Source organism: Shewanella alkalitolerans, from assembly GCF_019457575.1.
Classification (GTDB): Bacteria; Pseudomonadota; Gammaproteobacteria; order Enterobacterales; family Shewanellaceae; genus Shewanella; species Shewanella loihica.
The window spans coordinates 2,437,180-2,463,055 of record NZ_CP080422.1; the positions used below are offsets into that span (position 1 = coordinate 2,437,180).

General features: G+C 54.2%; 19 protein-coding genes. 9 read left to right on the forward strand and 10 right to left on the reverse strand.

Annotated elements, in window-relative coordinates:
- Positions 1–95: 95 nt before the first annotated feature.
- The 5 genes from recC (at position 96) to K0J45_RS10925 (ending at position 11,435) form a co-directional block, all read left to right on the forward strand.
- Entirely contained in the window at positions 96–3,710 is a 3,615-nt protein-coding gene (gene recC, locus K0J45_RS10905) for an exodeoxyribonuclease V subunit gamma (RefSeq protein ID WP_220042580.1), read from the forward strand.
- A gap of 1 nt (position 3,711) precedes the next feature.
- Positions 3,712–7,383 carry an exodeoxyribonuclease V subunit beta gene (gene recB / locus K0J45_RS10910; RefSeq protein WP_220042581.1) on the forward strand — a complete coding sequence of 1,224 codons (3,672 nt, stop codon included), beginning with the start codon at positions 3,712–3,714 and terminating at the stop codon, positions 7,381–7,383.
- Positions 7,380–9,368: an exodeoxyribonuclease V subunit alpha gene (gene recD, locus K0J45_RS10915; RefSeq protein WP_220042582.1), complete on the forward strand. Its 1,989-nt coding sequence runs from the start codon at positions 7,380–7,382 to the stop codon at positions 9,366–9,368. Before recB ends, recD begins: the two co-directional genes overlap by 4 nt.
- The gene (locus K0J45_RS10920) at positions 9,365–10,303 is read left to right on the forward strand and encodes a hypothetical protein (RefSeq protein WP_220042583.1); all 939 of its coding nucleotides are present in this window, start codon (positions 9,365–9,367) and stop codon (positions 10,301–10,303) included. Before recD ends, K0J45_RS10920 begins: the two co-directional genes overlap by 4 nt.
- Positions 10,304–10,430: 127 nt before the next feature.
- The gene (locus tag K0J45_RS10925) at positions 10,431–11,435 is read left to right on the forward strand and encodes a D-alanine--D-alanine ligase (protein ID WP_220042584.1); all 1,005 of its coding nucleotides are present in this window, start codon (positions 10,431–10,433) and stop codon (positions 11,433–11,435) included.
- 94 nt (positions 11,436–11,529) lie between these two features.
- Here K0J45_RS10925 and K0J45_RS10930 read toward each other — a convergent pair whose 3' ends face one another.
- The 3 genes from K0J45_RS10930 to K0J45_RS10940 form a co-directional block, all read right to left on the reverse strand.
- Positions 11,530–11,967, reverse strand: coding sequence for an Hsp20 family protein (locus K0J45_RS10930; RefSeq protein ID WP_011865932.1), 438 nt, complete (start codon positions 11,965–11,967; stop codon positions 11,530–11,532).
- Positions 11,968–12,413: 446 nt separating this feature from the next.
- Positions 12,414–14,117: a bifunctional UDP-sugar hydrolase/5'-nucleotidase UshA gene (gene ushA, locus K0J45_RS10935; RefSeq protein WP_011865933.1), complete on the reverse strand. Its 1,704-nt coding sequence runs from the start codon at positions 14,115–14,117 to the stop codon at positions 12,414–12,416.
- A 604-nt stretch (positions 14,118–14,721) separates the two neighbouring features.
- Positions 14,722–15,396 (reverse strand): alpha/beta hydrolase, encoded by a 675-nt coding sequence (locus K0J45_RS10940; RefSeq protein WP_220042585.1) that lies wholly within the window; start codon positions 15,394–15,396, stop codon positions 14,722–14,724.
- A gap of 192 nt (positions 15,397–15,588) precedes the next feature.
- Here K0J45_RS10940 and K0J45_RS10945 point away from each other — a divergent pair, with 192 nt between their 5' ends.
- The gene (locus K0J45_RS10945) at positions 15,589–16,596 is read left to right on the forward strand and encodes a glutathione S-transferase family protein (RefSeq protein WP_220042586.1); all 1,008 of its coding nucleotides are present in this window, start codon (positions 15,589–15,591) and stop codon (positions 16,594–16,596) included.
- A gap of 88 nt (positions 16,597–16,684) precedes the next feature.
- On the opposite strand, the gene K0J45_RS10950 is transcribed toward K0J45_RS10945, so the two are convergent.
- The 4 genes from K0J45_RS10950 to K0J45_RS10965 all read right to left on the reverse strand — a co-directional run bounded on the left by K0J45_RS10950 (position 16,685) and on the right by K0J45_RS10965 (position 19,904).
- The gene (locus tag K0J45_RS10950) at positions 16,685–16,909 is read right to left on the reverse strand and encodes a DUF3389 family protein (RefSeq protein WP_220042587.1); all 225 of its coding nucleotides are present in this window, start codon (positions 16,907–16,909) and stop codon (positions 16,685–16,687) included.
- Between the two features lie 95 nt (positions 16,910–17,004).
- Positions 17,005–17,487: an FKBP-type peptidyl-prolyl cis-trans isomerase gene (locus K0J45_RS10955; protein ID WP_011865937.1), complete on the reverse strand. Its 483-nt coding sequence runs from the start codon at positions 17,485–17,487 to the stop codon at positions 17,005–17,007.
- A gap of 74 nt (positions 17,488–17,561) precedes the next feature.
- Complete coding sequence (locus tag K0J45_RS10960; RefSeq protein WP_220042588.1) at positions 17,562–18,434, reverse strand: WYL domain-containing protein; 873 nt, start codon at positions 18,432–18,434, stop codon at positions 17,562–17,564.
- Between the two features lie 282 nt (positions 18,435–18,716).
- Entirely contained in the window at positions 18,717–19,904 is a 1,188-nt protein-coding gene (locus tag K0J45_RS10965; protein ID WP_220042589.1) for a lytic murein transglycosylase, read from the reverse strand.
- A 256-nt stretch (positions 19,905–20,160) separates the two neighbouring features.
- Between K0J45_RS10965 and K0J45_RS10970 the strand changes: the two genes are divergently transcribed.
- Both K0J45_RS10970 and K0J45_RS10975 read left to right on the forward strand, forming a co-directional pair.
- Positions 20,161–20,535, forward strand: coding sequence for a DUF2750 domain-containing protein (locus K0J45_RS10970; RefSeq protein ID WP_434086934.1), 375 nt, complete (start codon positions 20,161–20,163; stop codon positions 20,533–20,535).
- A gap of 57 nt (positions 20,536–20,592) precedes the next feature.
- Positions 20,593–21,291 carry a hypothetical protein gene (locus K0J45_RS10975; protein WP_220042590.1) on the forward strand — a complete coding sequence of 233 codons (699 nt, stop codon included), beginning with the start codon at positions 20,593–20,595 and terminating at the stop codon, positions 21,289–21,291.
- 54 nt (positions 21,292–21,345) lie between these two features.
- Here the strand turns inward: K0J45_RS10975 and K0J45_RS10980 are convergent, their stop codons facing one another.
- Both K0J45_RS10980 and K0J45_RS10985 read right to left on the reverse strand, forming a co-directional pair.
- Positions 21,346–22,299: a chemotaxis protein CheV gene (locus K0J45_RS10980; protein WP_220042591.1), complete on the reverse strand. Its 954-nt coding sequence runs from the start codon at positions 22,297–22,299 to the stop codon at positions 21,346–21,348.
- Positions 22,300–22,407: 108 nt separating this feature from the next.
- On the reverse strand, positions 22,408–24,021 hold the full coding sequence (locus K0J45_RS10985) for a mechanosensitive ion channel family protein (RefSeq protein ID WP_220042592.1): 1,614 nt from the start codon (positions 24,019–24,021) through the stop codon (positions 22,408–22,410).
- Between the two features lie 490 nt (positions 24,022–24,511).
- Here K0J45_RS10985 and K0J45_RS10990 point away from each other — a divergent pair, with 490 nt between their 5' ends.
- The gene (locus K0J45_RS10990) at positions 24,512–24,685 is read left to right on the forward strand and encodes a hypothetical protein (protein ID WP_011865944.1); all 174 of its coding nucleotides are present in this window, start codon (positions 24,512–24,514) and stop codon (positions 24,683–24,685) included.
- 149 nt (positions 24,686–24,834) lie between these two features.
- Here K0J45_RS10990 and K0J45_RS10995 read toward each other — a convergent pair whose 3' ends face one another.
- On the reverse strand, positions 24,835–25,761 hold the full coding sequence (locus K0J45_RS10995) for a 1-aminocyclopropane-1-carboxylate deaminase/D-cysteine desulfhydrase (protein ID WP_220042593.1): 927 nt from the start codon (positions 25,759–25,761) through the stop codon (positions 24,835–24,837).
- Positions 25,762–25,876: the final 115 nt, after the last annotated feature.

Below are 25,876 nucleotides of genomic sequence, written 5' to 3' on the forward strand. Positions count from 1 at the left end.
ATATCGAATTACGCCGATATTGTGCGGCGAGCATTGGCCGGATAACCCAGATGCCCTAGAATGGCCACAGAACAACGAAATGGATAAGTGATCTCATGCTGTATTTGGTGCAATCGAATCGAATGGAAGCTTTGGCAGAGCTGCTCGCCAACGAGCTACAGACGCCCCTGCCGGGTCAGTCGCCGCTGAGCAATGAGCAGATCTTGGTCCAAAGCCCCGGCATGTCCACCTGGCTCAGGCTCGCCATCGCCAAACAAAACCAGGTCGCGGCGGCGCTGGAGTTCCCCCTGCCGTCGAGCTTTATCTGGCAACTCTGCCACCAGCTGCTGCCGGATGTTCCCAAGGAGAACGCCTTTACCAAACCGGCCATGACCTGGAAGCTGATGGAACTACTGCCAGGCCTCCTGTCTCAGGAGGTGTTTACCCCGCTGGCAAACTACCTGAAAGACGATGCCATACTCACAGACAACGCGGCGCCGCACTCGTTAAAACTGTTTCAGCTTTGCAGCCAGATAGCCGACATCTTCGACCAATACCTGGTCTATCGCCCCGACTGGATCTTGGCCTGGGAACAGGGTGAGGATCGACTGCCCCCCAAGGAGAGTTCGCTAGATGCCAACCAGCAGTGGCAAAGCCTGCTGTGGCGCGAACTTATTCACTACAATCATCACACGCTGAACCAGAGCCGCTATCACAGGGCGAACCTGCACCAGGCGCTGTTTGATGCCTTAAGCGATCCCCTGTGCGATCTTAGCAAGTTGCCACCGCGCCTGTTTGTCTTTGGTATCTCCTCCATGGCGCCGCAGACCCTGGAAGTGCTCTACTTTTTGGCCAAACGGATCGATGTGGTGATGCTCAATCTAAGCCCCTGCCAACACTATTGGGGCGACATAGTAGATCCTAAGCTCAGGGCGCGGATGGCGCTGCAATATGGCGACAAGCAGCAACTGGCCATCGATTGGGAGAGTAAGCTCGAGGTGGGCAATCCCCTGCTTGCCAACAACGGTAAGATGGGCCGCGAGCTGTTAGACCTTATCCTGGAGTTGCCGGAAAACGATACCAACTTCAACTTCGAGTGCTATCAAGATCCGGGCTCAAACACCCTGCTCCACGGCGTGCAGCAAGATATCTTGGAGCTTTGCACCCGGGGAGAAACCCTAGGACCGGACGCCGAACTCTATCTCACCACCAAAGGCAGACGAGTACTTAAGAATGACGATGATTCCCTGACCCTCAGGAGCTGTCACAGCCCACTACGGGAGCTTGAGACACTGCACGATCATCTGCTGGAGAAGTTGTCACAATCGGATGGTCTCGCCCCCAAAGATATCGTAGTGATGATGCCTGATGTAGCGGCCTACGCGCCCTACATAGATGCGGTGTTTGCCTCCAAGCGCGGCGATCATTTTATCCCCTATGCCATTGCCGATCGCGGCGCGGCCCAGGAATCCCCGCTGATCAACAGCTTCCTTCACCTACTGGGCCTTAACAAGAGCCGTTTTGCGCTGACGGACATCTTAGGCATACTCGAGGTGCCCGCCGTGATGCGCCGCTTCGACCTGGACGATGATGATCTCCTGCTCATCCGCCGCTGGCTGGAGCAGGCGGGCGTGCGCTGGGGACGGGATCAGCACAGCCGTCAGGCACAGCAGCTGCCCGCCTTCGAACATAACTCCTGGGCCTTTGGCATCAAGCGGCTTATCTTAGGCTATAGCTTCAGCGATGAGGCGCCTATCTACCATGACAGCCTGGCGCTCCCCGGCGTCGAAGGGCAATCGGCCCAGGCACTGGGTAAGCTGCTTAACTTTATCGAGGCGATCGACGAGTTTAATCTGGCGCTCGGCGAGCATTGCCCCTTAAGCGTGCGCATTACTCAGCTGCAGACCCTGGTAGAGACCTTCTACGACTGCGTCGATGAGGAGCTGAGTCAGAAACAGGAGCTGTTACAGGCGATCACCCGTCTGAGTGAGGAGCTCACCGCCACACAGTATCAGAGCGAACTCGAACTCGAGGTGATGCAGAACTGGTTTACCCGTCACCTCACCGAGTCCCGGGTAGGACAGCGTTATCTAGCCGGTAGCGTCAACTTCTGTACCCTGATGCCGATGCGCTCCATCCCCTTTAAGCTGGTCTGTCTGCTGGGGATGAACGATGGCGTCTACCCCAGGGTACAGCACCCGGTCGGCTTCGACCTGGTTGCCCAGGAAGGGCCGCGTAAGGGCGACCGTTCCCGCAGGCTGGATGACAGATACCTGTTCTTAGAGGCGCTGCTCTCTGCCAGGGAGCAGCTCTACATCAGCTATATCGGCCATAGCGAGCGGGATAACAGTGAGCGCATCCCCTCGATGCTGGTGTCTGAGCTCATCGAATACTGCCAGCTCTGCTATTTGCCGGAAAGTTGTGCCCACCTGCTGAATAAAGCGAGTGAAGATGACACAAGCACGGCAGATATCGCCAAAATCGAGCAGGCCATCTTAGACCAGCTAATCATCACCATGCCGCTGCAGCCCTTCGATGAACGCCTCTATCTGGCAGACGAATCTGAAGGCGCAGAGTGTGAAGGCGCAAAGAGTGAGCCAAGACGTCTTCGCCAGAGCTATAGTGAGCAGTGGTGCCCTAGCGCCGTTGCTGAGGATGATAAGCAGCACGACGGGGAGCAGGGTGCCAAGCCAGCAAGTGCTGGTCATTTCATCGAGGCGCCGCTGACTCTGGTTGCCGATGAAGATAAGGGTGAACCACTTGAGCTCTCGGCGCTGATCCGCTTCTACCGTAATCCGGCGCAGTATTTTTTCAATCGCACCCTCAAGCTGGATCTTAATCTCAGCATACAGGCGGATGAAAACGATGAGCCCTTCGCCCTCAATCCCCTGTCTCGCTATCAGCTGCAATCGACCCTGATAGAAGATGCGGTCAAATCGGGCGATGAGCGGCCATCGAATGAACTACTAGAGCGGCTGCGGCTCTCGGGTCAGTTGCCCCTTGCCCCCTTTGATGATCTCCTGCTTAAACAGTATCAGCACGATATTCGCGCCTTGGTCGGTCGCACCCTCTATCTACAGGGAGAGAGCAGCCATACCCAGGATATCGACCTGCTCTTGAGCGATAGCGCCGCAACGGCTCTGGTTGGGCGAATCGACGGCGTCAGCGCCAAGGGACTGGTCAACTACCGTCCGGGGACGGCAAACGCAAGGGATCTGATCCGCGTCTATCTGCGTCATCTTTGTCTTAACGCTAGTCTTAACACCTGTCTTAACGCCAGCCTCAAAACCAGTCTTAGCGACAATACCAACATGGAAAGCCATGAAGCGACGCCCTGGCAGCGCCACAGCTATCTGCTCGATATCGGCCATTTCCACGCCTTCGCGCCGATAACGCCTGAGCAGGCGCTCAATCAGCTCTCGCTCTGGGCCGAGCATTATCATCAGGGGCAGAGCCAGCCCCTGCCCTTCATGCCAAGAACCGCCTTTGCCTATGTCGAGGCTGAAGGTGATCATATTGAGAAGCTGATCGCCGCCCAGCCACAATGGCTGGATGAACAATCTAACCTGGGTGAAGGCCAGGAGGCCCACTATCAGCGGTTGTTTACTTTCCCCGATGACTTTAGCGAGGCAGGCTTTGGCACCATAGCCAGCACGCTGCTCTCACCTATGCTGAGTCTTTATCACAAGGCGCCGCTGAGCGAGTTGGCCGATTTCGTGGAGGGCCAATAAGATGGCGACACAGACACTAAATCCCCTAAGCCTGCCGCTCTCGGGCACTCGCCTCATCGAGGCCAGCGCAGGTACCGGCAAGACCTACACCATCGCCGGACTCTATGTGCGCTTATTATTGGGCGATAGCCAGCGCGCGCCGCTAAGCTGCGAGCAGATCCTGGTGGTGACCTTTACCAACGCCGCCACTCAGGAGCTTAGGGATCGTATCCGCAAGAAGATCCAGCTGGCCTACCGCGCCTTTCTCGGCATGGAGGTGGACGATCCCCTGATCAACACACTCTATTCTGAGGCCGAGCCCGAGGCGCGCAGTCAGGCGCTGAAGCGCCTGGATCTCGCGCTCAAGTCGCTGGATGAGGCGGCGATTTTTACCATACATGGTTTCTGTCAGCGCATCCTGTCGGATATGGCGTTCGAGTCATCCCTGCTGTTTGAGTCCGAATTTACCCTGGATGACAGCCAGTACCTACACCATGCGGTGCGCGACTTCTGGCGAGAGGCCTGCTATCCGCTGCCCGGCTATCTGGCACAGATCATCAGCAACAAGTTTAGCGATCCCGACGGCCTGACCAAGCAGCTAAGGCCGCTACTCGGCGCCAATCAGGCCAGTGTTTCGCCAACACCCGAAGCCTTCAGTCAGGTGGCGGAGCGCCTGAGCCAGAGCCTTTCGAGGCTGAGGCTTATCTGGCCGCGCGAGCGCGATGCCACCCTTGAGCTACTCAAGGCGCTGCCGCTAAACGGCACCCGCTTTGGCAAGAAAGATCAGGGCTATCCCAAGCTTGAGACACTATTCGCCGCCATGGATAACTGGGCGGCTCAGCCGCTCTCCCTGCCCGACAACAAGGTGCTGGGGGCCCTGGCCTTAGGCGGCCTCAAGCTCAACAAGGGCGGCGAGATCCCAACGCCGGAGCAGGCGCCGCTACTTGCCCATATAGAGCGTGTCACAGAGACAATCGACACCTTAGTGCCCAGCTTCCTCTATGGCGCCCGTGATGGGATAAAGCGCCGCTTTGCGGCGCAGAAACAGCTTAAGAATCTGCGCACGCCAGACGATCTACTGATCGCCCTGGCCGATGCCCTGAGCGAAGAGACCGACCAGGAGCAGGCGCTGGCAAAGGCAATCGCCAAGCGTTTTCCCATCGCCCTTATCGATGAGTTTCAGGACACAGATCCGCTGCAATATCAGATCTTCAGCAGTATCTATCAAGGCCAGCAGGTCTCAACAGACAGCGACCTCGGCCTCTTGATGATTGGCGATCCTAAGCAGGCGATCTACGCCTTTCGGGGCGCCGATATCCACACCTATATCCATGCCAGGGGCCAGACGGAAAACCATTACAGCCTGGACACCAACTACCGCTCCAGCCAGGCCATGGTCGAAGCGGTCAATCAGCTGTTCTCAAGAAGCGTCGATCCCTTTATCAGCCAGGCGATCCCCTTTGAGTTCATCAAGCCCTCCCCCATGGCGGCAGAGAAACGCTTGGTCGAGAAGGTACCTCAAACGAGCGCGCTGCGGCTTAAGCTGCTCGGCGAAGATCCCAACGCCGGACTCAATAAGGCCAGCGCCCGCAGCCAGTTGGCCGAAGATGCCGCCAACGAGATAACCAGGCTGCTCAACGAGGCTCAGCGCGGCGAGTGCTTGAAACAAGATAAGCCGCTCAAGGCAAAAGATATCGCGGTGCTTGTCAGGGATCGCAACGAGGCCGCCTACATCAAATCGGCGCTGAGTAGCCGAGGGATAGGCGCCGTCTTTCTCAGCCGCGACAGCGTATTCGATACCCTGGTGGCCAAGGAACTTGCCCTGGTGCTACTGGCCATCGCCAATCCCAAGGATGAGCGCGCGCTGCGCAGCGCCATGGCCACCGCCCTGCTGGGCTATGATGCCCAGGCGATCCATGGCTTTAATCTGGATGAAGATGTGCGTCAGCAGCAGCTCGAGGCCTTCGACAACCTGCATCAGACCTGGCTCAAGCGCGGGATCATGCCCTGCATGATGGCCTTGGCGGCCGACACCCGCCTCATCGAGCGTCTGTTGACTGCAGATGAGGGGCAGCGCCGCCTGACCGATTTCAGGCACCTCGGTGAACTGCTGCAACAAAAAGCTATGGAGCTCGACGGGATCAGCGCCCTGCTCAACTGGTATCAGCAGACGCTGATCGAGGTGAGCAGCACGGAAGAAGCCCAGCTCAGGCTGGAGAGCGAGCAGAATCTGGTACAGATAGTCACCATACACAAGAGTAAGGGTCTGGAATATCCCATCTGTTTCCTGCCCTTCGTCAGCCTGGCCAGAGACAATCGTCGCAAGCCTGCGCCTATGCTCTACCACGAGCAAGACGCCCTGGTGTGGGATATCGACCAGAGCGACGAAGGCTGGGCCAAATACAAGGCGGAGAATCTCGCCGAAGATCTGCGCCTGCTCTATGTGGCGCTAACCCGCCCCGTGCTGGCCTGCTACTGCTATGTCGCCAACCATTCGCGCTTCACCAAACGTGACGGCATCAGCAGCCAGTTGTTCGAGACAGCCATCGGCTACCTGCTGGGCATAGAGACCAAGGCCTGCGAGTTTGCCGACATTCAGGCCGCCGCCCAGGCGCTGGCGAGCGAGGCTATCTCGGTCGATCTGGTGGACGGCGACGCGCCCAAGTTAGACTTTGACCCTATCGACACTGCCGATGCCGTCAAGCTGGCGCCGCGGCCACTTAGCCGCAGGCGCGAGATCCCCTGGCGGGTGGGCAGCTACTCAGGCCTGGTAAAACACTCAGCTCACGAGCAGGTCAGCCCAGGTATGGGCGATGAGGCCTTTCCCGAACTTGAACAGTTAGCTCCCGATAGCGAACAGCTGTCCAGGTTTAGCTTCGAGCGCGGCGCCAACGCGGGGAGTTTCCTCCACTGGGTGCTGGAGCAGATAGACTTTACCCAGGCCGATACCAGCCTAGGCGATGAGCTGCCCAAGGCTATGGAGCGCTTCGGTATCGATAGCGAGTGGCAAGAGATGCTGCATGCCTGGTATCTGGATCTTCTGCATGTGCCGCTCGATGGTGATGCGCTGCGTCTTGCGAGCCTAAGCCATGCACAAAAACTGGTGGAGATGGAGTTTTACATGCCTATAGGCAAGCTCGATGCACCTGGGCTTAATCAGCTGCTGAGTCAGTATGGCTATAGCGCCGCCCTGAGCTTCGAGACCCTAGAGGGGATGCTCAAGGGCTTTATCGACTTAACCTTCGAATATCAGGGCAAGTTCTATATCGCCGACTACAAGTCCAACCATCTGGGGGATCATCTGAGCCATTATGAAAAGCCCGCCATGCAACGGGCCATCGCCGGTCATCACTATGACCTGCAGTACATCATCTATAGCCTGGCACTGCATCGCTACCTCAAGCTGCGCCTTCCCGGCTACCAGTATGACCAGCATGTAGGCGGCTGCTACTACCTCTTCCTTAGGGGCATGTCGGCCAACTCACCGAGTACAGGTGTCTATTACGACAAGCCGCCCCTTGGACTGATCCAGGCCCTGGACACCCTACTTAGCTACGCTGAGGCCAGCGAGTCTCAAGCTGATTCACAAGCAGAGTCTCAAGCAGAGTCCCAAGCTGAGTCTCAGCCGCACTCGCCAACAGACAGGCAATCTGACATGCCATCAGGCCCAGCACAAGGAGAGCTAGACCTATGATCCAGCTAGCACAGCCACTTAGCCAGCTCCTTAAACTTTGGCAGCAAGAGGGACTACTTACCCCATTGGATCGCCACTTTGCCCTGCAGATGCAAGCCCTGCACAGCGATAGCGACGATCTCTTTACCCTGATCTGCGCCCTGCTCAGCCGTCAATTGTCTCAGCAACACACCTGTCTGCCCCTGACTCAGATAGACAGGAATAACCCGCTGCATGAACAGCAGCCTCAGTGTCAGCTTGAGCAGTCACCCCAGGCACTGGCCGAGCAGTTGACGCAATATCAAGCCATTAGCCCGGCCGATGGTGAGCTAAACACCCCCTTGATCCTCGATGGCGACAGGCTCTACCTGCAGCGTTACTACCAGTTTGAGACTCAGGTGGCCGAGCGTCTTACCCGCCTCAATCAGCCCATTACAGTTGCCGCGCCAGATAAGGTAGCCAGCATACTGAATATTCTGTTTGCCGATCAGGCGGAGAAGCCTGATTGGCAGAGGGTAGCCACCGCCACCGCCTTTAGCCAGAAACTGGCGGTGATCACCGGCGGGCCCGGTACGGGCAAGACCACCACAGTAACTAAGCTGTTACTGCTGCTCTGTCTGGAGCAGCAACTCACCATCAAGTTGGTGGCGCCAACGGGCAAGGCGGCCGCGCGCCTGAGCGAGTCGATCAAGGCCTCCAAGGCGAGGCTTGCACAGGAGCTGGCCCCCTATGGTGACGAGTTAGATCTTGAGCAGCTTAAGCAGGTCCCCGAAGAGGCGGCCACCCTGCACCGTCTGCTGGGAGTGATCCCCGGCTCCCACAGATTCAGGCACCACAAGGATAATCCTCTCAGGCTGGATCTCTTGATCCTCGATGAGGCTTCCATGGTGGATCTGCCCATGATGCACAAGTTGCTGGCCGCGCTACCCGAACACGCCAGGCTCATATTGCTTGGCGATCAGGACCAACTCGCCTCGGTGGAGGCTGGCGCCGTGCTGGCTGATATCTGCGCCGGGCTAAAACAGACAGACTCGAAGGAAAGTGGCTGGCGCATGCGCTACTCACAGGAGAAAGCCACACTGCTCAGTAAACTCACTTGCGAAGATCTAAGCCCCTACATAGATGCGCGCCCGGCACTGGGCGATAGTCTGGCCATGCTAATGCACAGCCACAGATTTAAGGGCGATGCCGGTATCGGACAACTAGCTGGCGCCGTCAACCGCCGCGATCTGACGGGCATATTAAGTGTCTGGCAGAAAGGATACGACGAACTTAGCTGGCTTGAGCATCAACTCTCGCCCCAGGGCAACGCCGGACTCAAGGCCTTGATGGCACAGAGCGTCGACAAATATCGCCCTTATCTTGACTTGGTTGGTCACCTGGCCAACAAAGAGCAGGCTCAAGAAGTAGATAAAGAGGCAGATCAACAACTGGATCTGGACGAAATCGCCAACCAGATCATCACTCGCTTCAACGACTACCGTATCCTCTGCGCCATGCGCGCCGGCGAATATGGCGTCGAGGGGATCAATGCGGCGGTCACCCAGGCACTGAAGGATGCCCAGCTGATCCAGCCATCCAGCGAATTTTACGCCGGACGCCCCATCATCATTCAGAGTAACGACTATAACCTAGGGCTGTTTAACGGTGATATCGGGGTGATCTTGCCAGGTCATGGCCCCACCCACCGCCTGATGGCCTATTTCGTTCAGGCCGATGGCAGCCTGCTCAAGGTACTGCCCGCTCGCCTGCCCAGCCACGAGACCTGTTACGCCATGACGGTGCATAAGAGTCAGGGCAGTGAGTTTCAGCAGGTCGCCTTCGTCTTGCCGCCAAGGCCCAGCGTCGCCCAGCGCCAGCTACTGACCAAGGAGCTGGTCTACACCGCCATCACCCGCGCCAAGGGACACTTTAGCTGTCTTGGCAGCCAGGCGGTGTTCGAGGCGGCATGCAGCCAGGCGACCCTTAGGGCCTCGGGTCTGGCCAAGAGGTTGTGGCCAGCATGAGTCAAACCTTATCCCAGCTGCTCAACCAGCGCCCGAGTGCCCATCCGAGGGCGTTAGTGGTGGGTAATGGCATCAATCGCTATCGCCCTAGCAGTCAAAGTGACAAGCAAGTAACCAGCATCAACGCCTGGGATGAGATGCTCCTCAGCCTTTGGCGTGCCCACCAGGGCAATGAGGTGGCCAGCATTCCTGTTGGTATCGCGCTCACCGAGTTTTATGATGCGCTTGATCTCATCAGTAGTCAGCCCAACACGCAGCTACAGAAAGCGTACTGTAACCTGATGGCCAGCTGGCAACCCCAGCGTCAACACCAACGACTGATAGCCTGGGCAGCGGCGAACAACACGCCCGTGCTAACCACTAACTTCGAACAGACTCTCGCGAAAAGTCACCAACTTAAGCTACATCACCTACAGGCCAAACATTTTACCGACTTCTACCCCTGGTCCAGCTATTTCGCTAGCGCGCCCATAGCCTCACCCACAGAGGAATTTGCCATCTGGCACATCAACGGCATGCAGAGGTATGCCCGCAGCGTGCGCTTGGGACTGAGCCATTACATGGGGGCGGTAGACAGGGCCAGAGATATTCTGCATCAGGGCCATCTGGGGGGCGGCTTTAAAAAGGCGCTAAAGGAGCATTGGCGCGGCAACAGCACCTGGCTCAATATCTTGCTGCATAACGAACTGGTGTTTATCGGACTCGGGCTTGAGAGTAACGAGATCTTTCTGCGCTGGTTGCTCATCGAGCGCGCCAAGCTCTATAAGGCCTTTCCCGAGCGCAGGCGCGCGGCCTACTATGTTTACGCCGGTGAGCCCATCTCCCAGGGACAAGCGCTGTTTCTTGAGGCGGTAGGGGTAACTGTGCTGGCGCAAACCGATTATGATGCGCTCTATGAGGCGCCCTGGGCCGAGCGTAAAGGCGGCTATAGATAATGATTTCGGCCACAAATTGCCCGGTCAGACATTAAGCTTTCTTTAAGCTGCATCCAGGACTTGCATAAAAAAATCAGCACGTCATAGTGAGCATGGAAAACGATACTGAGTCGAAAACGGAGACCCGATGAATCCGATCAACCTTTTACTTTTATGCGGTGGCGGCGGCGATGAACACGCCATCTCCCTGCTGTCGGCCAACTACTTCGAAACCTCGCTGGAGAAGCTCCCCCACCTGAATGTGCTGCGGGTCGAACTCGATGCCAAGGGACAATATCAGACCAAATCAGGTGAGCGTTGTGAGCTGACCAACCGCCGCGAGATCCGCTTCGAAGATGAGAACCTAGCGCCCTGGCCGGTGGATTATGTGATCCCCTGTATTCATGGCTACCCTGGCGAGACCGGCGACATTCAGTCCTATTTCGAACTCATAAACCTGCCCTATTTCGGCTGTGACGCCGAGGGCTCGCGCAACTGTTTCAACAAGATCACCGCCAAGATGTGGTTTAGCGCTCTGGGGATCCCTAACACCCCTTACCTCTTCCTGAATCAACTGGACGAGCAGGCAATTGCCCAGACCACAGATGCCCTGGCCAAGTGGGGCTCAGTATTCGTAAAGGCCGCCTCACAAGGCTCATCGGTTGGCTGTTATCGGGTCGATGACGCGGCGCAGATCCCGGCCATTCTGGCCGATGCATTTCGCTATTCTCCTTATGTGGTGGTGGAGAAGACCATTCAGGCGCGTGAACTGGAAGTCGCCGTCTATCAATATCGCGGCGAGACGGTCGCCACCCTGCCTGGCGAGGTGATCTGCGCCGGTGGCACCTTCTACACCTATGATGAAAAGTATGCCGCCGACAGCAAGGCCACCACTCGGGTCGTGGCCGAGATCAGCGATGAGATAGCCCAGCAGATCCGCGCCTATGCGGTAAAGGTATTCGATGGCATGAAGCTCAGGCATCTGTCGCGCATCGACTTCTTCCTCACGCCAGAGGGCGAGATTTTACTCAACGAGATCAACACCTTCCCTGGCCTAACGCCGATATCTATGTTCCCTAAGATGCTGGCCAACCATGGCGATGACTTTAGCCAATACCTGAACGAAGCCATTCTGACTGGGCTTAATCGCTAAACCTGAAAGGTGAACGTTAGCCATCAAAAAAGGGAGCCTGGGCTCCCTTTTTTATTCGATGCTGCGCTCTAAAGCGCAGCACTTAGCCATTCAATTAGGCATCTAGCAGCCTTGAAGTTGAGATCTCAATCTTGCGCGGCTTTAGGGCCTCGGGGATCTCACGCTGCAGATCGATATTCAGCAGACCGTTTTCAAGGTCGGCGCCAATCACAGTCACATAATCGGCCAGCTGGAAGGTGCGCTCAAAACCGCGCTCAGCGATGCCTTGGTACAGGTATTTGCGCTCGCTCTCCTGCTCCGCCTTGGTGCCTTTCACCACTAGCTTGTCGCCTTCGCTAGTGATATCTAATTCTTCCATCGCAAAGCCGGCCACCGCCATGGTGATGCGATAGCGATTCTCGCTCAGCAACTCGATGTTGTATGGGGGATAACCCGAATTACCCTTGTTCGATGCAGCATGCTCGGCAAGCTGGGCTAAACGATCGAATCCAATGGCACTACGGTATAGAGGGGTTAAATCATAATTACGCATAGGTATATCCTTTTATTAAGCAATATAGAGGTTAGTGGCCGACAATAATTCACACGATATGATTCGAATAAATTGCGCCGCGCCTTTTAGTGATATCACCGGGCAGCCCAAAGGCACTGCCATAACAAGATCAACATCTTGGGTAACATCAGGGGCCTCGATGAGCGCCCCATACTCACTATATGTGGATAGGCATTTATGATTTCAAGGAAGAAATTTAAAAAATTTTTCTGCGCTTATGAATGGGCGAATACACAAGCTGATCACCCAGAAATTGCACCAGAAATCGAATCAGAGCGTGGATCAGAGAATGGCCCATAGAATCACCAAGAGAATGACCCGGCTAATTCCTCTCATAAACTGACTAGGTCCCAATACGGTGAATGCGCAATCTCGGGCATGAAAAAGGCAGCCCTGAGGCTGCCCTTTGTGTCGCTTAATCCTGCTTATTGAGCAGTGATCTGACAACCTTCAACACTTTCAGAGTTTTCGTAAACGATATCGCCTACTGGGTTGTAGTCGGCCGCTACGATAGTGCCTGCATCCTTGAAGAAGGTGTACAGTACTTCGGCATCAACATAACCAGTTTGTACTGGGTTTAGCTTAGGATAGCCGTCACCACCTGCCGCGTTGTAGCTAGGTACTGTCATGGTGTAAGAGCCAGTCGCGCTGTACTCTTTACCGTTAACTTCGCTGATAGCCACTGTCTTAGCCGCACAGTCAACCGTCATCTTAACGCCAGTGATCTGAGCGTAAGCGCCTGCACCAATCTGTAGGCTAGCCACTTCACCCAGGTAAGCGCTAAGCTCTTCACCTGTCATAGTGCTTAGAGTCACCATGTTACCGAAAGGCTGTACAGTCAGAACGTCACGGTAAGAGATGTCACCGGCTTCGATTGACGCACGAACACCACCAGAGTTCATCACGCCCACATCGGCCGCAACCTTAGTGCGCTGCGCATCGGCGATTAGACGACCCAGGTTAGTCTGCATGTAACGTACGTTTGCACGCTCACCGTCTAGTAAGCCATCGGTAGAAGCAATCACTTCATCCAGTTGGCCTTGACCACGCTCTTGGTAGTAAGAAAGCATCTCTTTCAGCGCAGCATCTGCCTCGATCGCTTCACCTACCAGTACTTTAGTCTCGTTACCTTGCTCATCTTTTACTTTCTTCACTAGGTTAACTGGAACCAGCTTGTAGTTAGCCAGGTGCAGTTCACCGTTGAAGTATTCGAAATCGGCACGGCCAACATACTTACCCCACTCGTGAGCTTGCATGATGTAGGTACCGTTTTGCTGATCAGGCGTACACTCGTCGCCCGGTGCGAAGTCAGCATACTCGCCGCCTTCCATACAAACTGGGTTTTGTGAGTGACCACCGATCACAGCCTGAAGTTGACCTTGCTCAAGCGCCTTGGCCAGAGCCACGTCGCCAGGTGCGTTGCTGCCGTGTTCGCCGTTCGCATAGTGACCCATGTGAGTCGTTGCGAAGATAAGATCGGCTGCCTTAGCGTCTTTGATCTCTTTGATCACCTTAACGATCTCTTCTTTAGGATCGGTGAACTTAAGACCTGAGATAAATTCTGGGTTACCCAGTTTAGCCGTGTCTTCGGTGGTTAGACCGATAACAGCAATCTTGATGCCGTTAACATCGAATACCTTGTAGGCTTCGAAGTAGCGAGTGCCATCTTCTTTGTAGATGTTAGCCGCCAGCATTGGGAAGTTAGCGATAGAACGCTGTGAATCCAGTACCGCCAATGGGTTATCAAATTCGTGGTTACCGACCGCCATAGCGTCATAACCGATATCGTTCATGCCAAGGAAATCTGGCAGTGCGTCTTGCAGATCAGACTCAGGTACACCTGTGTTGATATCACCACCAGAAAGTAGCAGCGTTTCGCCGCCATTGGCCGCCACTTCGGCGCGGATCTTTTCGATCAGCGTCTTACGTGCCGCCATACCATATTCGCCGTCTTTGTTTTCCCAGAAACGACCATGGTTATCATTGGTGTGCAGTACGGTAAATTTGGTGCAAGCAGTGCCAGCTTCAGCACATGTTGTTGGCGCCTTGTCGTCATCGCTGCTGTTACAACCAGCAAGTGCTGCCAATACAGCGGTAGCGACTAATCCTTTTAAAAGCTTATTTGTCATTACATCAACCCCTAGATTATCTTTTTTATTAACCATCATATTTTTTGATAGCGAACGTCATAATCTCGCCGCGAAATATAATAGCAAACAATATCTAGGAAATGTGGCATTTTTATGAACAAACATAGGGCAAATGTTTATTTTAAAAGCGTTTTACGCCTTTCATTGTTTCATCATCAGAACAAGGTAAAAATGAATCGCGAGACCCATCGATAAATTAAAACGGCCATAGATATCGATTTCCCATCTATTTTATTAACTTGCACCTATTTTCCAAAAAATAAGGATACTCCCATTAAACAAACAAGCTCTAGCGTACCTAGATCACAAAACCGGTAAAAATTTCACACTAGATCAACTTTATCTAAAGCAGTAAAACGTAATACAGCGCAAATCGATGTTTTTTTAGCCGCAAAGGTCGCCATTTATGGGTAATTGTTAACTTATGGTTACGGCAAAATGATCAGGCTGTACCCGCCAATTGATTGACGTGATATCCATCACACTCTTGCAAACATAAAAAAGAGGCGCCAACTGGCGCCCCTCGCTTATTTTAATAATCCTGTTCCAATTCAGGCAGGTAACAGGCAGGTAAACAGGCACGCTATTGGCTCAGTCGCGCCTTAAGCCACTGACCTATCTCCTGTAGCTGATTTGGCAACACGCTATGGCCCATAGGATAGGTATGCCACTCGCTGGAATAGCCCGCCTTAGAAATCAGATCATAGGCCGCGCGGCCAAGAGCCAGTGGCACCACCTCATCCTGCTCACCGTGTTGTTGCAGCAGCGGCGTATTACGATTGGACTCGCTCAGGTTATCGGGCATGGCATGGCCCGTCGGCAGATAGCAAGATAGCGCCATGATCCCCGCCAGACGCTTAGGAAAGCGCAAGCCGGTGAACAGGCTCATCACGCCGCCCTGGCTAAAACCGGCCAGGACTATCTTATCGCTCGGCACGCCAGAGGCGATCTGCTCCTCGATCAACGCGCTAATCGCCAGCTCAGAGGCCAAGACACCAGCCATATCGGCGCGATTGTCTACATCCATCCCCTTGATATCATACCAAGCGGGCATCACATACCCCTGGTTGATGGTCACCGGCATGCTTGGCGCATGGGGAAAGATGAAGCGCACACCGAGTTCATCGGGCAGACCCAGAAGTGGCACCACAGGGGCAAAACCGGCACCGGAATCGCCAAGACCATGCAACCAGATCACGCAGGCGCGACACTGGGATTGAGGTTCTATGGTGATCCGCTCTAACGGCTGTTGAGACATAGGGTTTCCTTTATTACTCTTCATTAGGTGTTTATGTGCGGCCGATCATATCAGGAAGCCTAAGTCCACCCAACTATAGTCCGCCCAACTATTCGATAAAGTCGAATAAAAAACGCCAGTTTTCGCGTTTTTTATCCGCTTAGTCGACTGTTACACTGCACTTAACGAGTTAGATAAGCGAGGCAGACACAGATGGGATTACTTCAAGGTGGCCAATGGGTCGATAAATGGTATGACACTGACAAGAGCAAGGGCGCATTTGAGCGGGAAGACGCCGCCTTTCGCCGCTGGATAAAAGCGCCATGCGCAGATGAGCCTGAGCCCGAATTTAAAGCCGAGTCGGGTCGCTACCATCTCTATGTCTCTCTTGCCTGTCCCTGGGCGCACAGAACCCTTATCTTTCGCGAGTTGAAGTCGTTGCAGGCCCATATCGGCGTCACGGTCGTCGAGCCTCATATGCTGAGCAACGGTTGGGAGTTTAGTGGACCCAAGCAGACTGAGAGCGCCCAGCATATCGAAGGCAGCGAGATCGACAGGCTTAACGGCAAAGATTATCTCTACCAGATCTACCAGTTAGCAAAACCCGACTATAGCGGCAGAGTGACAGTGCCCGTGCTGTGGGACAAGCAGCGACGCACCATAGTCAGTAACGAGTCGGCGGAGATCATCCGCATGTTTAACAGCGCCTTTAACGAGATCACCGGCAATCATCTCGACTTCTACCCCGTCGCTTATAGAGAGGAGATAGATGAGATCAATCACTGGATCTACCACAAGATCAATAACGGGGTATACAGAGCCGGTTTTGCCACCACACAGGCGGCCTATGAGCAGGCTTTCGATGAACTGTTTGACGCCTTAGACACCTTAGAGACTCGTCTTAGCCAGCAGCGCTATCTGGTGGGTGACCAGATCACCGAAGCCGACTGGCGCTTGTTTACCACACTCGTGCGCTTCGATGCCGTCTATGTGGGTCACTTCAAGACCAATCGCAATCGCATCGCCGACATGCCGGCAATCCAGGCCTACCTGAAGGAGTTATACCAACACCCAGAGGTCGCCAAGACGGTCAACTTTGAGCATATCAAGCAGCACTACTATTTCAGCCATGGCCAGATCAATCCGACGCGCGTGGTTCCCAAGGGGCCCAAGTTAGATCTCGACTCGCCCCACGGCCGCGACAAGCTTGGCCACAACTAGCCCTGCTTAGACGCGACCAGCTTATTCGCCACAAGCATGGCCGTTAACGGGCGGCATCGGCAGAAGATGAAGTAAAAATCAAACGTAGCTAGGCGATATCGATACCGAGACACTCGGCGATATCACCTAGCTGGTTTGCATCGTCTAAGCTGAGGTGCCAACGCACCGCGCCCGCATCGGCCACCATGATATTGCCGGCGCTGAGTAGGCGCAGATCATCTGCCATGGCAAAGAGGCTGACACCTGTGGTGAGTTTTACCAGCACCTCTTGGGGCGAGACGATTATCCGTCCCCCTGAAAATTCGATGACCACAGCTTACTTCCCCGTTAGATATGCAAAGACCCAGGATCGCCCGGGTCTCTATGGTTATTCAGGTACTCGCCACTAGCCTAGTGGCCGTGACCATTCTAGTGGTGGTGACCGCCGACGCCATGGGCGTGACCGTGGGCGATCTCTTCGGCAGTCGCCTCGCGCGCGTCGACAACCTCAAGATCGAAAGTCAGCTCGCGGCCAGCCAGCGGATGGTTGATATCCACGGTCGCCATAAACTTACCCACCTTGAGTACAGTCACCTGGCGCTGACCCTGGTCAGTGCTCACGATGGCACGCATGCCAGGCTTCCACACTTTCGCGCCTTGCAGATGCTTAATAGATACGCGCTGTTCGCCGTTTTCGTTACGCACACCATAGGTTTCTTCCGGTGGCAGGGTCACAGAAAACTTCTCACCCACAGCCTTACCTTCCATCGCCTTCTCGACGCCAGGCATCATGTTGTCATGCCCATGTAGGTAGGCAATAGGATCTAATCCTTCGTTGGTTTCGAGCACTTCACCTGCTTCATCGCGTAAGGTGTAGTTAAACTGCACGACCATATCGTCTTTAATGCTCATCAAGCGTCCTTAGTTAGTCTCTTTTCATCAAGTGGGCGAAGCTTAGCAAAACTTCCCCCGGGGCGCTACGCCTGTTATGCCTTGGCGCCGGGCACTATGGCCAGATGCTCTATCTCGCTTAAGATGGCGTGATTCTTAAGGGCGAGCTGACAGACGCCGCTGCGGATCTGATGCAGGGCCGAGCAGTCTACGCTCCACTGGCGCAGCAGATAACCGGCCAGGGCCGCGCGGCAACTAAGTACCAATTCCCCCTCGCTCATCTGATAGTCCAGCGCAATCGCCTCGGGATGCTTCAGACTGGGATGGGGGATCAACACCAGAGAGACCAGCTTCTGCCAGTAGCCATCCTTATCTTGCAGCTCATGATCGAAGGGTTCGGTGGCGCTCTGAGTCACCGCCTTGAAGCGGGTCACCACAAAGTCGGTAAACACTTGATGGGTGCGGTCGAAACAGCGCACATGCCAGCGCTGACCGTTGTTCACCAGAGTGTGCGGCACCAGCTCTCTGTGAGTTTCTCCCGATGACACCGACACATAGGTCACGGCGACCGCCTGCCTATGGGCGATAGCCCGCATCACGGCGGCGATAATATTGGTATCGGGATGAATAAGCTGCACCGCATCCAGACAGACGCTACTTGGCGTCACCGGATGGGATAGCCCGTCACCGAAACCATTGGCCAATCCGTGGAGGATCGCCTCGGGATCATGGTCAAACAGCGGGGTAAACTCGGCGCGCCTATGGTAACGCTTGGTCTGATGCACCAGCTCCATGTTGTGGGGCGCCAACTCACGGTAGCTGGAGAAATCCCTTGTCGCCGCCGCCAGGCCTGTGGCGAATTTGGCGATCAAGTCCTGGCGCGATACCTGGCCAAAATATTGCAAACTAAAGTCGATAAACGCCAGACGTTGCCGCTGGGCAAATGACAAACTCTCCATCGCATCCATATTGCTACCTTTTATTGTCACTCGTAATACCAATCATGGTAAGTAAGTGATCAGAAATAGCGCAGGAAAAACAGCCGAGAACAAGGCAGAGCTTTTTGATAAGTAGTTATTCTACAATCAAAAATAATAACACCGTTATCAGACGTTTTAACAAGCTAGCATGATCAGTTATTTACTACGATTGGTATAAAATGCTGTCATTAACAAATGGCCGAGCAAAGTGCCCGGCCAAAATCTTAAGCTAATGTAATTCTTAGCGAGATGCAATCATAATGGTTAGCACTATTTGATGCCCAGGGCGCTGAAGGTCTCATCGCTTGGAAAACCGTCTGCCACCAGGCCAACGCTACGCTGAAAGGCCTGCAGGCCGGCGCGGGAATTGACCCCAAGCACACCATCAGGCTTACCCACCTCATAACCCTTCTCGTTGAGTTTGGCCTGCAACTGCTTGAGCTTGGCACGGCTGATGTTGTCATGTTTCGGCGGCGCCACATGCAGGCGCGCACCACCATTGATGCGATCGGCCAGATGCCCGACGGCGATGGCGTAAAACTCTGAGCGGTTCCAGCGCATGATCACATCAAAGTTGCCATAACCTAAGAAAGCAGGCCCCGTATGCCCGGCCGGAAGATAGAGGGCGGCTTGCATGTCGGGGGTCGACAGCGCGCGGCCATTGGCCTGAGTGATCCCTAAACCGGCCCAGATCGTTAAACTTTGTTTATCGTTACGACCCAGGTGACGATAATCATAATCCTTAGGCAAGCTTACCTCGCGGCCCCAGCGCTCATTGCGCATCCAGCCAAGATTATTCAAGAAGTTAGCTGCCGAGGATAAAGCATCCTCAGTGCTGTTAAACAGATCGGCCTTGCCGTCACCGTCTGCGTCCACCGCATACTTGGCATAGGCCGAGGGCATAAACTGAGTGTGCCCCATGGCGCCGGCCCAGGAGCCTTGCATCTGGGCGTTATCAAATTGGTAGGCCTCTTTAAGCTTCAACGCCTGAATTAATTCACCCGTAAAATAGTCACTGCGTCTTGGATCGCAGGCAAGAGTTGTCAGGGAGTCGATCACCGGCATCTTGCCTTTATAGGAGCCGAAATTGGTTTCCAGCCCCCAGAAGGCCACCAGATACTGGGGCGGAATGCCATATTCCTGCTGCAACTTATGCAGCAGCGGGCCATGCTGCTTAAGCAGACGTCTGCCCTCCTGCACCCGCCAGTCAGTCACCCGCTTGGAGAAATAGTTGTCGAAGGTCTGACTAAATTCCGGCTGCTTCTTATCCAGCTCAATCACCCTGGCCACATACTTCACCTGACCCAGGCCCTCTTCTACCGTCTTGCTCGACACCCCGGCGGCCAGCGCCTTCTGTTTGAGTGCACTGACACAGGTATCGAAATCTTGGGCGAGCACGCTTAGGCTTGGCAAGCAGGTTGCCAGGATCAGGGATGCAAAGGTGAGCAATTTTTTCAAAATAGAGACTCCAAGAGAAAACGGCTAAAAAAAATTAGAAACTTAATGATCTGCAGCCGGCGAGAAACCAGACCTTCCCCAGACATGATAACGACTCGAGGCACTTATACTAAATGATTTATGATTAATTATTCGAACTAAGACCAGTTTGTCCCGTAAGCGGATAAATAGTGGACTGATCGGGTCACCTAGCGCTTGGCTCGTTAGCCACATCGCGTATAATGGGCTCGATTTTACCCACTCTAAGAGAACTCACATGACAGACACTAAGATGACAGACAATAGTCCCGTTTTAGCAAGCTTTATCGACAACGTAAAAGAGCAGCAAGCCGTTTGGGGCCTGCAAGATGAAACTGGCGAAGGCTGGGTCGTGTGTGACTCGTCAGAATATGAAGAGACGGATGTGATGCCGCTGTGGTCTAGCGAAGAACAGGCCAAAGTACACTGCACTGAAGAATGGCAGGATTATCAGCCGGCTCCCATTCCACTGGAAGAGCTGCTGGAATACTGGATTCAAGATCTGCACGATGACGGTGTATTAGTGGGTATCGACTGGGTCGCCGAGCAGGAATGCCTAGAGTTAGATCCTATCACCCTGGCCAAGAGCCTGGTCGACATAGAGCAAGAGTAAGCCCAGAGCTTGCGCTTTTATATGCGCTTATGCCAAGTAGCAGACAGGGAATAGCCCTTGTCTGCATGCCTGCCCCTGGTCGACATCCCCTTCGACAGACGCCACACCTGCTGGTTCTGCGCCGAGCCCTGTGCTCATCAGTTTGACTATCACGCCTTGGGCCATTGCCCTCACCCCTCGTTAGCAGTTCCAGCCTGCAAGGAGTGTCTGCAGATCGCCGAGAAGGCACCGCTTAGCTCTATCTGGGACTGCCACAGCGCAGTTAAAGACGAGTTAATGCGCCGCTATGCCAACCACTTGGCAATAGGCGAAAACTGGACCCAAGAGGAGCTCGAAGAGTCGGACTTTAGCTGTAAGGTGTTCGAAGGCTTTAAGAAGAGCGCCTGGTTTATGTATCAGGTCGCCAAGGCGCGGGTGAGCGTTGCCCCCTGGCCCCTCAGCCTCAAGGGGATCCCACTCGACACCGCAGGTTTTGGCGGCGGTTTTGAGTTCGATGGCGTGCAATTCTCGTCGCTGGCCAAGGCCGTGGAACATTACGCCAAGATGCTGGGGCTTGATAAGGCCTTCCTGCATCAGTTGCTGGCTGCCGTCGGCCGCGACCGTTTCGGCTACGCGGTGCGCATCGCCAGGATCAATATCGTCTCCACCGCCGTGGTCAAACGTCAGGTATTGCGAGATATCCTTGCCGAGCAGGCCCTCGACCATGACTCTATAGGCAATGATTCGATAGACAATGATTCGCTAGACGATGAATAGTTGGACCTTGAATAACTAGGCGATGAAAAGCTAATAGTACTAAAAGCTTTCCGCTTAATTTACCTGTTCGGGCAACTGAGTACGTAGACGCTCCTGCACCACATCCACCAACAGATCCGGCTGGAATTTTGAGATAAAGCGATCGCACCCCACCTTCTCCACCATGGCATTATTAAAGCTGCCACTCAGTGAGGTGTTGAGGGTAATAAAGAGATTGGCCATACGCTTGTCGTTGCGCACCTCATAGGTGAGACGATAGCCGTCCATCTCGGGCATCTCGGCGTCGGTGATCAGCATGAGTATCTCTTGGTTGATATCACGCCCCTCATCGCACCAGCGCTTCAACAGCTTAAGTGCCTGCAGGCCATCGGAGGTCTCTATCACCTCGATACCCAGTGGCGCTAGCGTGTCTTTCACCTGACGGCGGGCGGTAGCCGAATCATCGGCGATCAAGATTTTGCGCCCTATCATCTTGTCCACCAAGGCCTCATCCAATACCCCATCCGAGATGGCGATATCATAGTGAACGATCTCGGCCAGCACCTTCTCCACATCGATAATGGAGACCAGACGGGTCGCGCCATCCACCTCCACCTTAGTGATGGCGGTCAAGTAGTTATGACTGCCGGTGCTCTTGGGCGGCGGCATGATGTCGCTCCAGGTCATATTGATGATATGGTCGACCTTGCCCACCATGAAGCCCTGCACGCTGCGGTTATATTCGGTGATGATAAGGTTTGCTTCCTGGTCGCTGTTCATGGGCTGAAAACCGATGGCCGCGCGAAGATCGATGACGGGAATCGAGGTGCCACGTATGTTGGCGACCCCCTTGATGCTAGGATGGCTACCGGGCAAGGCGCTCAGCTTTGGCAGCTTAACCACCTCTTTGACCTTAAACACATTGATCGCAAACAGCTGCGTCGCATTGATACGAAACAGCAACAGCTCGAGACGGTTTTCGCCAACCAACTGGGTACGCTGATCGACACTCTCTAGCACTTTAGCCATACAATTCTCACTACGTCATGATGTGATGGACGCGATACGCCATTAATTATAGCCATGATCCCCGGATTTCGAGCCGACATCAAGACCCAGAGATCACAGCTTTAACATTTATCCATTATTCAGGGCAACGGGCGCCACCGGCACGATGCGAGAGCCATTCTTCACCACTATATCCATGATTTTTAAATGTAACTCTTCCGATGCCAACTGAAAGGTGGGAAAACTCTTGGTGCCGATATAGGCCAGCACATTCACCTGTAGACCATGGAGACCGAAGCCCTTAAAGGTAACCCTGAGAGGCTCTTTGAGCACCAGCTCATGCTCTTCGAGCATGGCTTTAATCTCGGCGACAATCGCCTTGAGCTGCTCTGAAGTGGTCACCGCATAATCGAGACGAATATCCGCCTTGAAACGGATCTTCTCGCGCTGGGAGATATTCTCGATCTCCATCTCCACCAACTTGGCGTTAGGCACATGGATAAGCGTCCTGTCCAGGGTGCGGATCTGAGTGCAGCGCAGGCCTATCTCCTCGACCGTGCCGCTGATGCTACCAAACTTACACAGGTTGCCCACCTTAATCGGCGCCGCGGAATAGAGGGTGATGGTGCCGATAAAATTCTCGATCGACTGCTTGGAGGCGAGCGCGATGGCGATGCCCCCTATGCCCATGCCGGCGATGATGGCGCTGGCGTTAAAGCCTAAGTGTTCTAGCCATAACAGCACCGCCATGATCACGAAGATCACCCGCAGGAAATTGGTCAGCGGCCGCAGCAGAGAGGCGGCCTGATCTTTGCCCTGCTCTTTCCAACGCTTCTTCAGGCCCTGCTGAAAGATCCCCATGGCGCTCCAGCCAAACCAGATGATGGCCGACACTAACAAGAATCCCGTGTCTATCATCTCGATTGCCGCCGGAGAGATGCTGCTATGAGACACCCAGGCTCTGACCAGTAACACGGCCGCCAGCAAACGCAATGGCCCGGCGACGATATAGGCCAGTTCCTCTTTAAGCTCATATTGGGTTAGCAAGATAACGCGCTTGATGATCCAAGTAATGGGCACCATCACCAGAAATGCGGTGATCAGATACGCCAGCAGCAGGGTCCACTCCCACAGGTTGACGTTAAACCAGCGCCCCTCGGGGATATGATTGACAAACCACTCAGCCACGGGTCCATAGCCCAGGTTTTGATAGAGCTGTGGCACCTTGGCCACGGTAGCGTTGGAGACCTTCCAGATGGTGCCTCCTTCACTGGGCACCCGCTGTAGATAGAGGGCAATTTGATCGCTCTGCAAGGCGACCCGGCCGAAGAGATCCCGATAGGCGGGAAGCTGATCGTTATCCTGCCCAAGTGGGGTATCGTTAAGCTGGCCCAGGTCGAGCCAGAGATTACGCTCTATGATCAGCTGTAGCTGCTTAGCATATTCGGCGCCTTTGCTGGCCGACATCCCCTCGGGCAGGTAACGCAGATCCAGATATTCTGCCGCCTTCTCATAATCCTGCTCGTAAACCGCCGCCATAAAGCCTTCTACCGTGCCCCTTGGGGTATCACGCTGCAGGCTGTCCTGATAATCGAAGTGCTCAACTGAGCGCACAAATTGGCTCTGACCACTGTCGGCGGCAGCATCGCTTAAGGCCCCCACCAAACTATTTGGCGCCGCGCTCCAGGCGCTGCCGACAAAAAAACTCATCACCAACATAAACTGCCAAACAACAAAGCGCATCCCAGTCCCCTTAATTGTTAACAAGCGCCTAGAAATATTAGCATTTATTCCTAAATTGCACAGTAGAAAGCTAAGCAGGAACGGGCCTTTTCATCGCCATGGGCCTGGTCAAATCGACAGAATTGATTAAATATTGACAAGTACGCCGCCGAGATTATAATGCGTTCCTTCTGCAGTCCCCTGCTTTAAGTTTTCTGCCTTCAAGTTTTGCATCGCTAGACTCTAAATCATCGCATAGTCATCGCTTCAACAACTCGCAGTTATCTCGTCACACTATTGTCATTTATTGATGATTTACTGTGTCCAATCCGGTGAAAAGCCCCCATTCAGGGCGCAAGCAACGGCTTTAGCGAGGCAGATCACTTGATTATTTAAATTAGGCTGGGTAGTCTCAGAAAGGATTTAATTCATCTTTCGCAACAGCTAAGGATCTATTATTTTTTAAATTTTTACTGCCACAAGGCAGTTATAGTAATAAGGAGTATGGCCTATGTCGTACAAAGTTAACGGTCATGAGATCACGGTAAACTTCCCGGTGGACTCAATTTCAGTCAACAAATCCTCTATCGCATTTACCGATAGCCTAGGAAAAAACAAACAAACTTTTGCTAAGCGTACCGACGCCCTGCAATTTATGAAATGGTTGCTCTCAAGCAATAAATAACCCCCACGCTATTCGATACACCTCCTCTCACACGTATCGAAGGTTGCCCAGGCAACAAGTAGGATTGACCCCATTCGTCAACGACTCAGCAGGTAACATTTGGCTCAGGTTGTACCCCTTTCACAGGTACCGACCTGGCCAAATGGCATTTATCTCTCTAGCTCACCAAACTTACGCCTATACCTAGGCAGCATAGATTGATTACCCAGCAGGCCCCCTTGGTGCAGATAGAGCACGGGCGCAGCTAACCCCTGTTGCCACAGCTGCTTAAGGCAGAGCCAGCCAAGAGGATCGTAGAGCAGCTCAAACGCTATCCCCGTCGACTCGAGTTCATGCCACATCTGGTAAAACTCAGGGTACAGCTTACCAAAGTGGTAGCGCTTGGCAGCCGGGATAATCTGAGGATGCAGCGCTTCGTCTTGCTCAAGTTCTAAAAATTGCTTCTTAAGATACTCATCTCCGCCCACCACGGCGCAGGTCATGACGCAAATGCTGGGATCTATAGCTAGGAACTGTTTCTGCAGATAGAGCGCAGTGGTACCTGTGCCGGATGGCAGGAACACCACTAACTCGTTAAGGGGCTGCGCGCTTTTCCAGCTGGCTATCTCGCGGGCGAGCTGGGCCACACCTGGCTCGGCAAAGGCGCAGCGCCCGCCTTCTGGCACAAACAGCTGCTCATCGCTGCCCGTCAACACCCTTTGCCTGATATAGGCTTCGCTATTCAGGTCATCTCTGTCGCTCTTGCTGGAGAGATCTATGATGTTGGCGCCATTATTTAACGCGGCGAGGTAGTTACCGCAGGGGTGCTCCGTCAGATAACCGGGGAGATGGTCCACATAGAAATCCAACTGCCACCCCTTGAGCTTAGCCAGGGCCGAAAGCGAATAGAGGGAGTTGGCCTGGGGCGAGCCATAGCCAATCAGTTGCCTTACAGAGGGGAAGTCGTTATCGAGGAAATAGGCGAACTTGCGCGCCTTATTACCGGAAAACTCGGGATGCAGCAGATCGTCGCGCTTCACATAGACCTTGTGCTCCCCAAGGCAGACAGCCTCTACGGGCGTGTGGCTAAGCTTCATGTTATCGAGCCTGAATGAAATGACGCGCCAGAGTGTACACCCTTTAACGGCAAATGCGTAATTTGACCGACTTTTGGCATATTATGTCAACACCCCAGAATCATGCCAACACAAT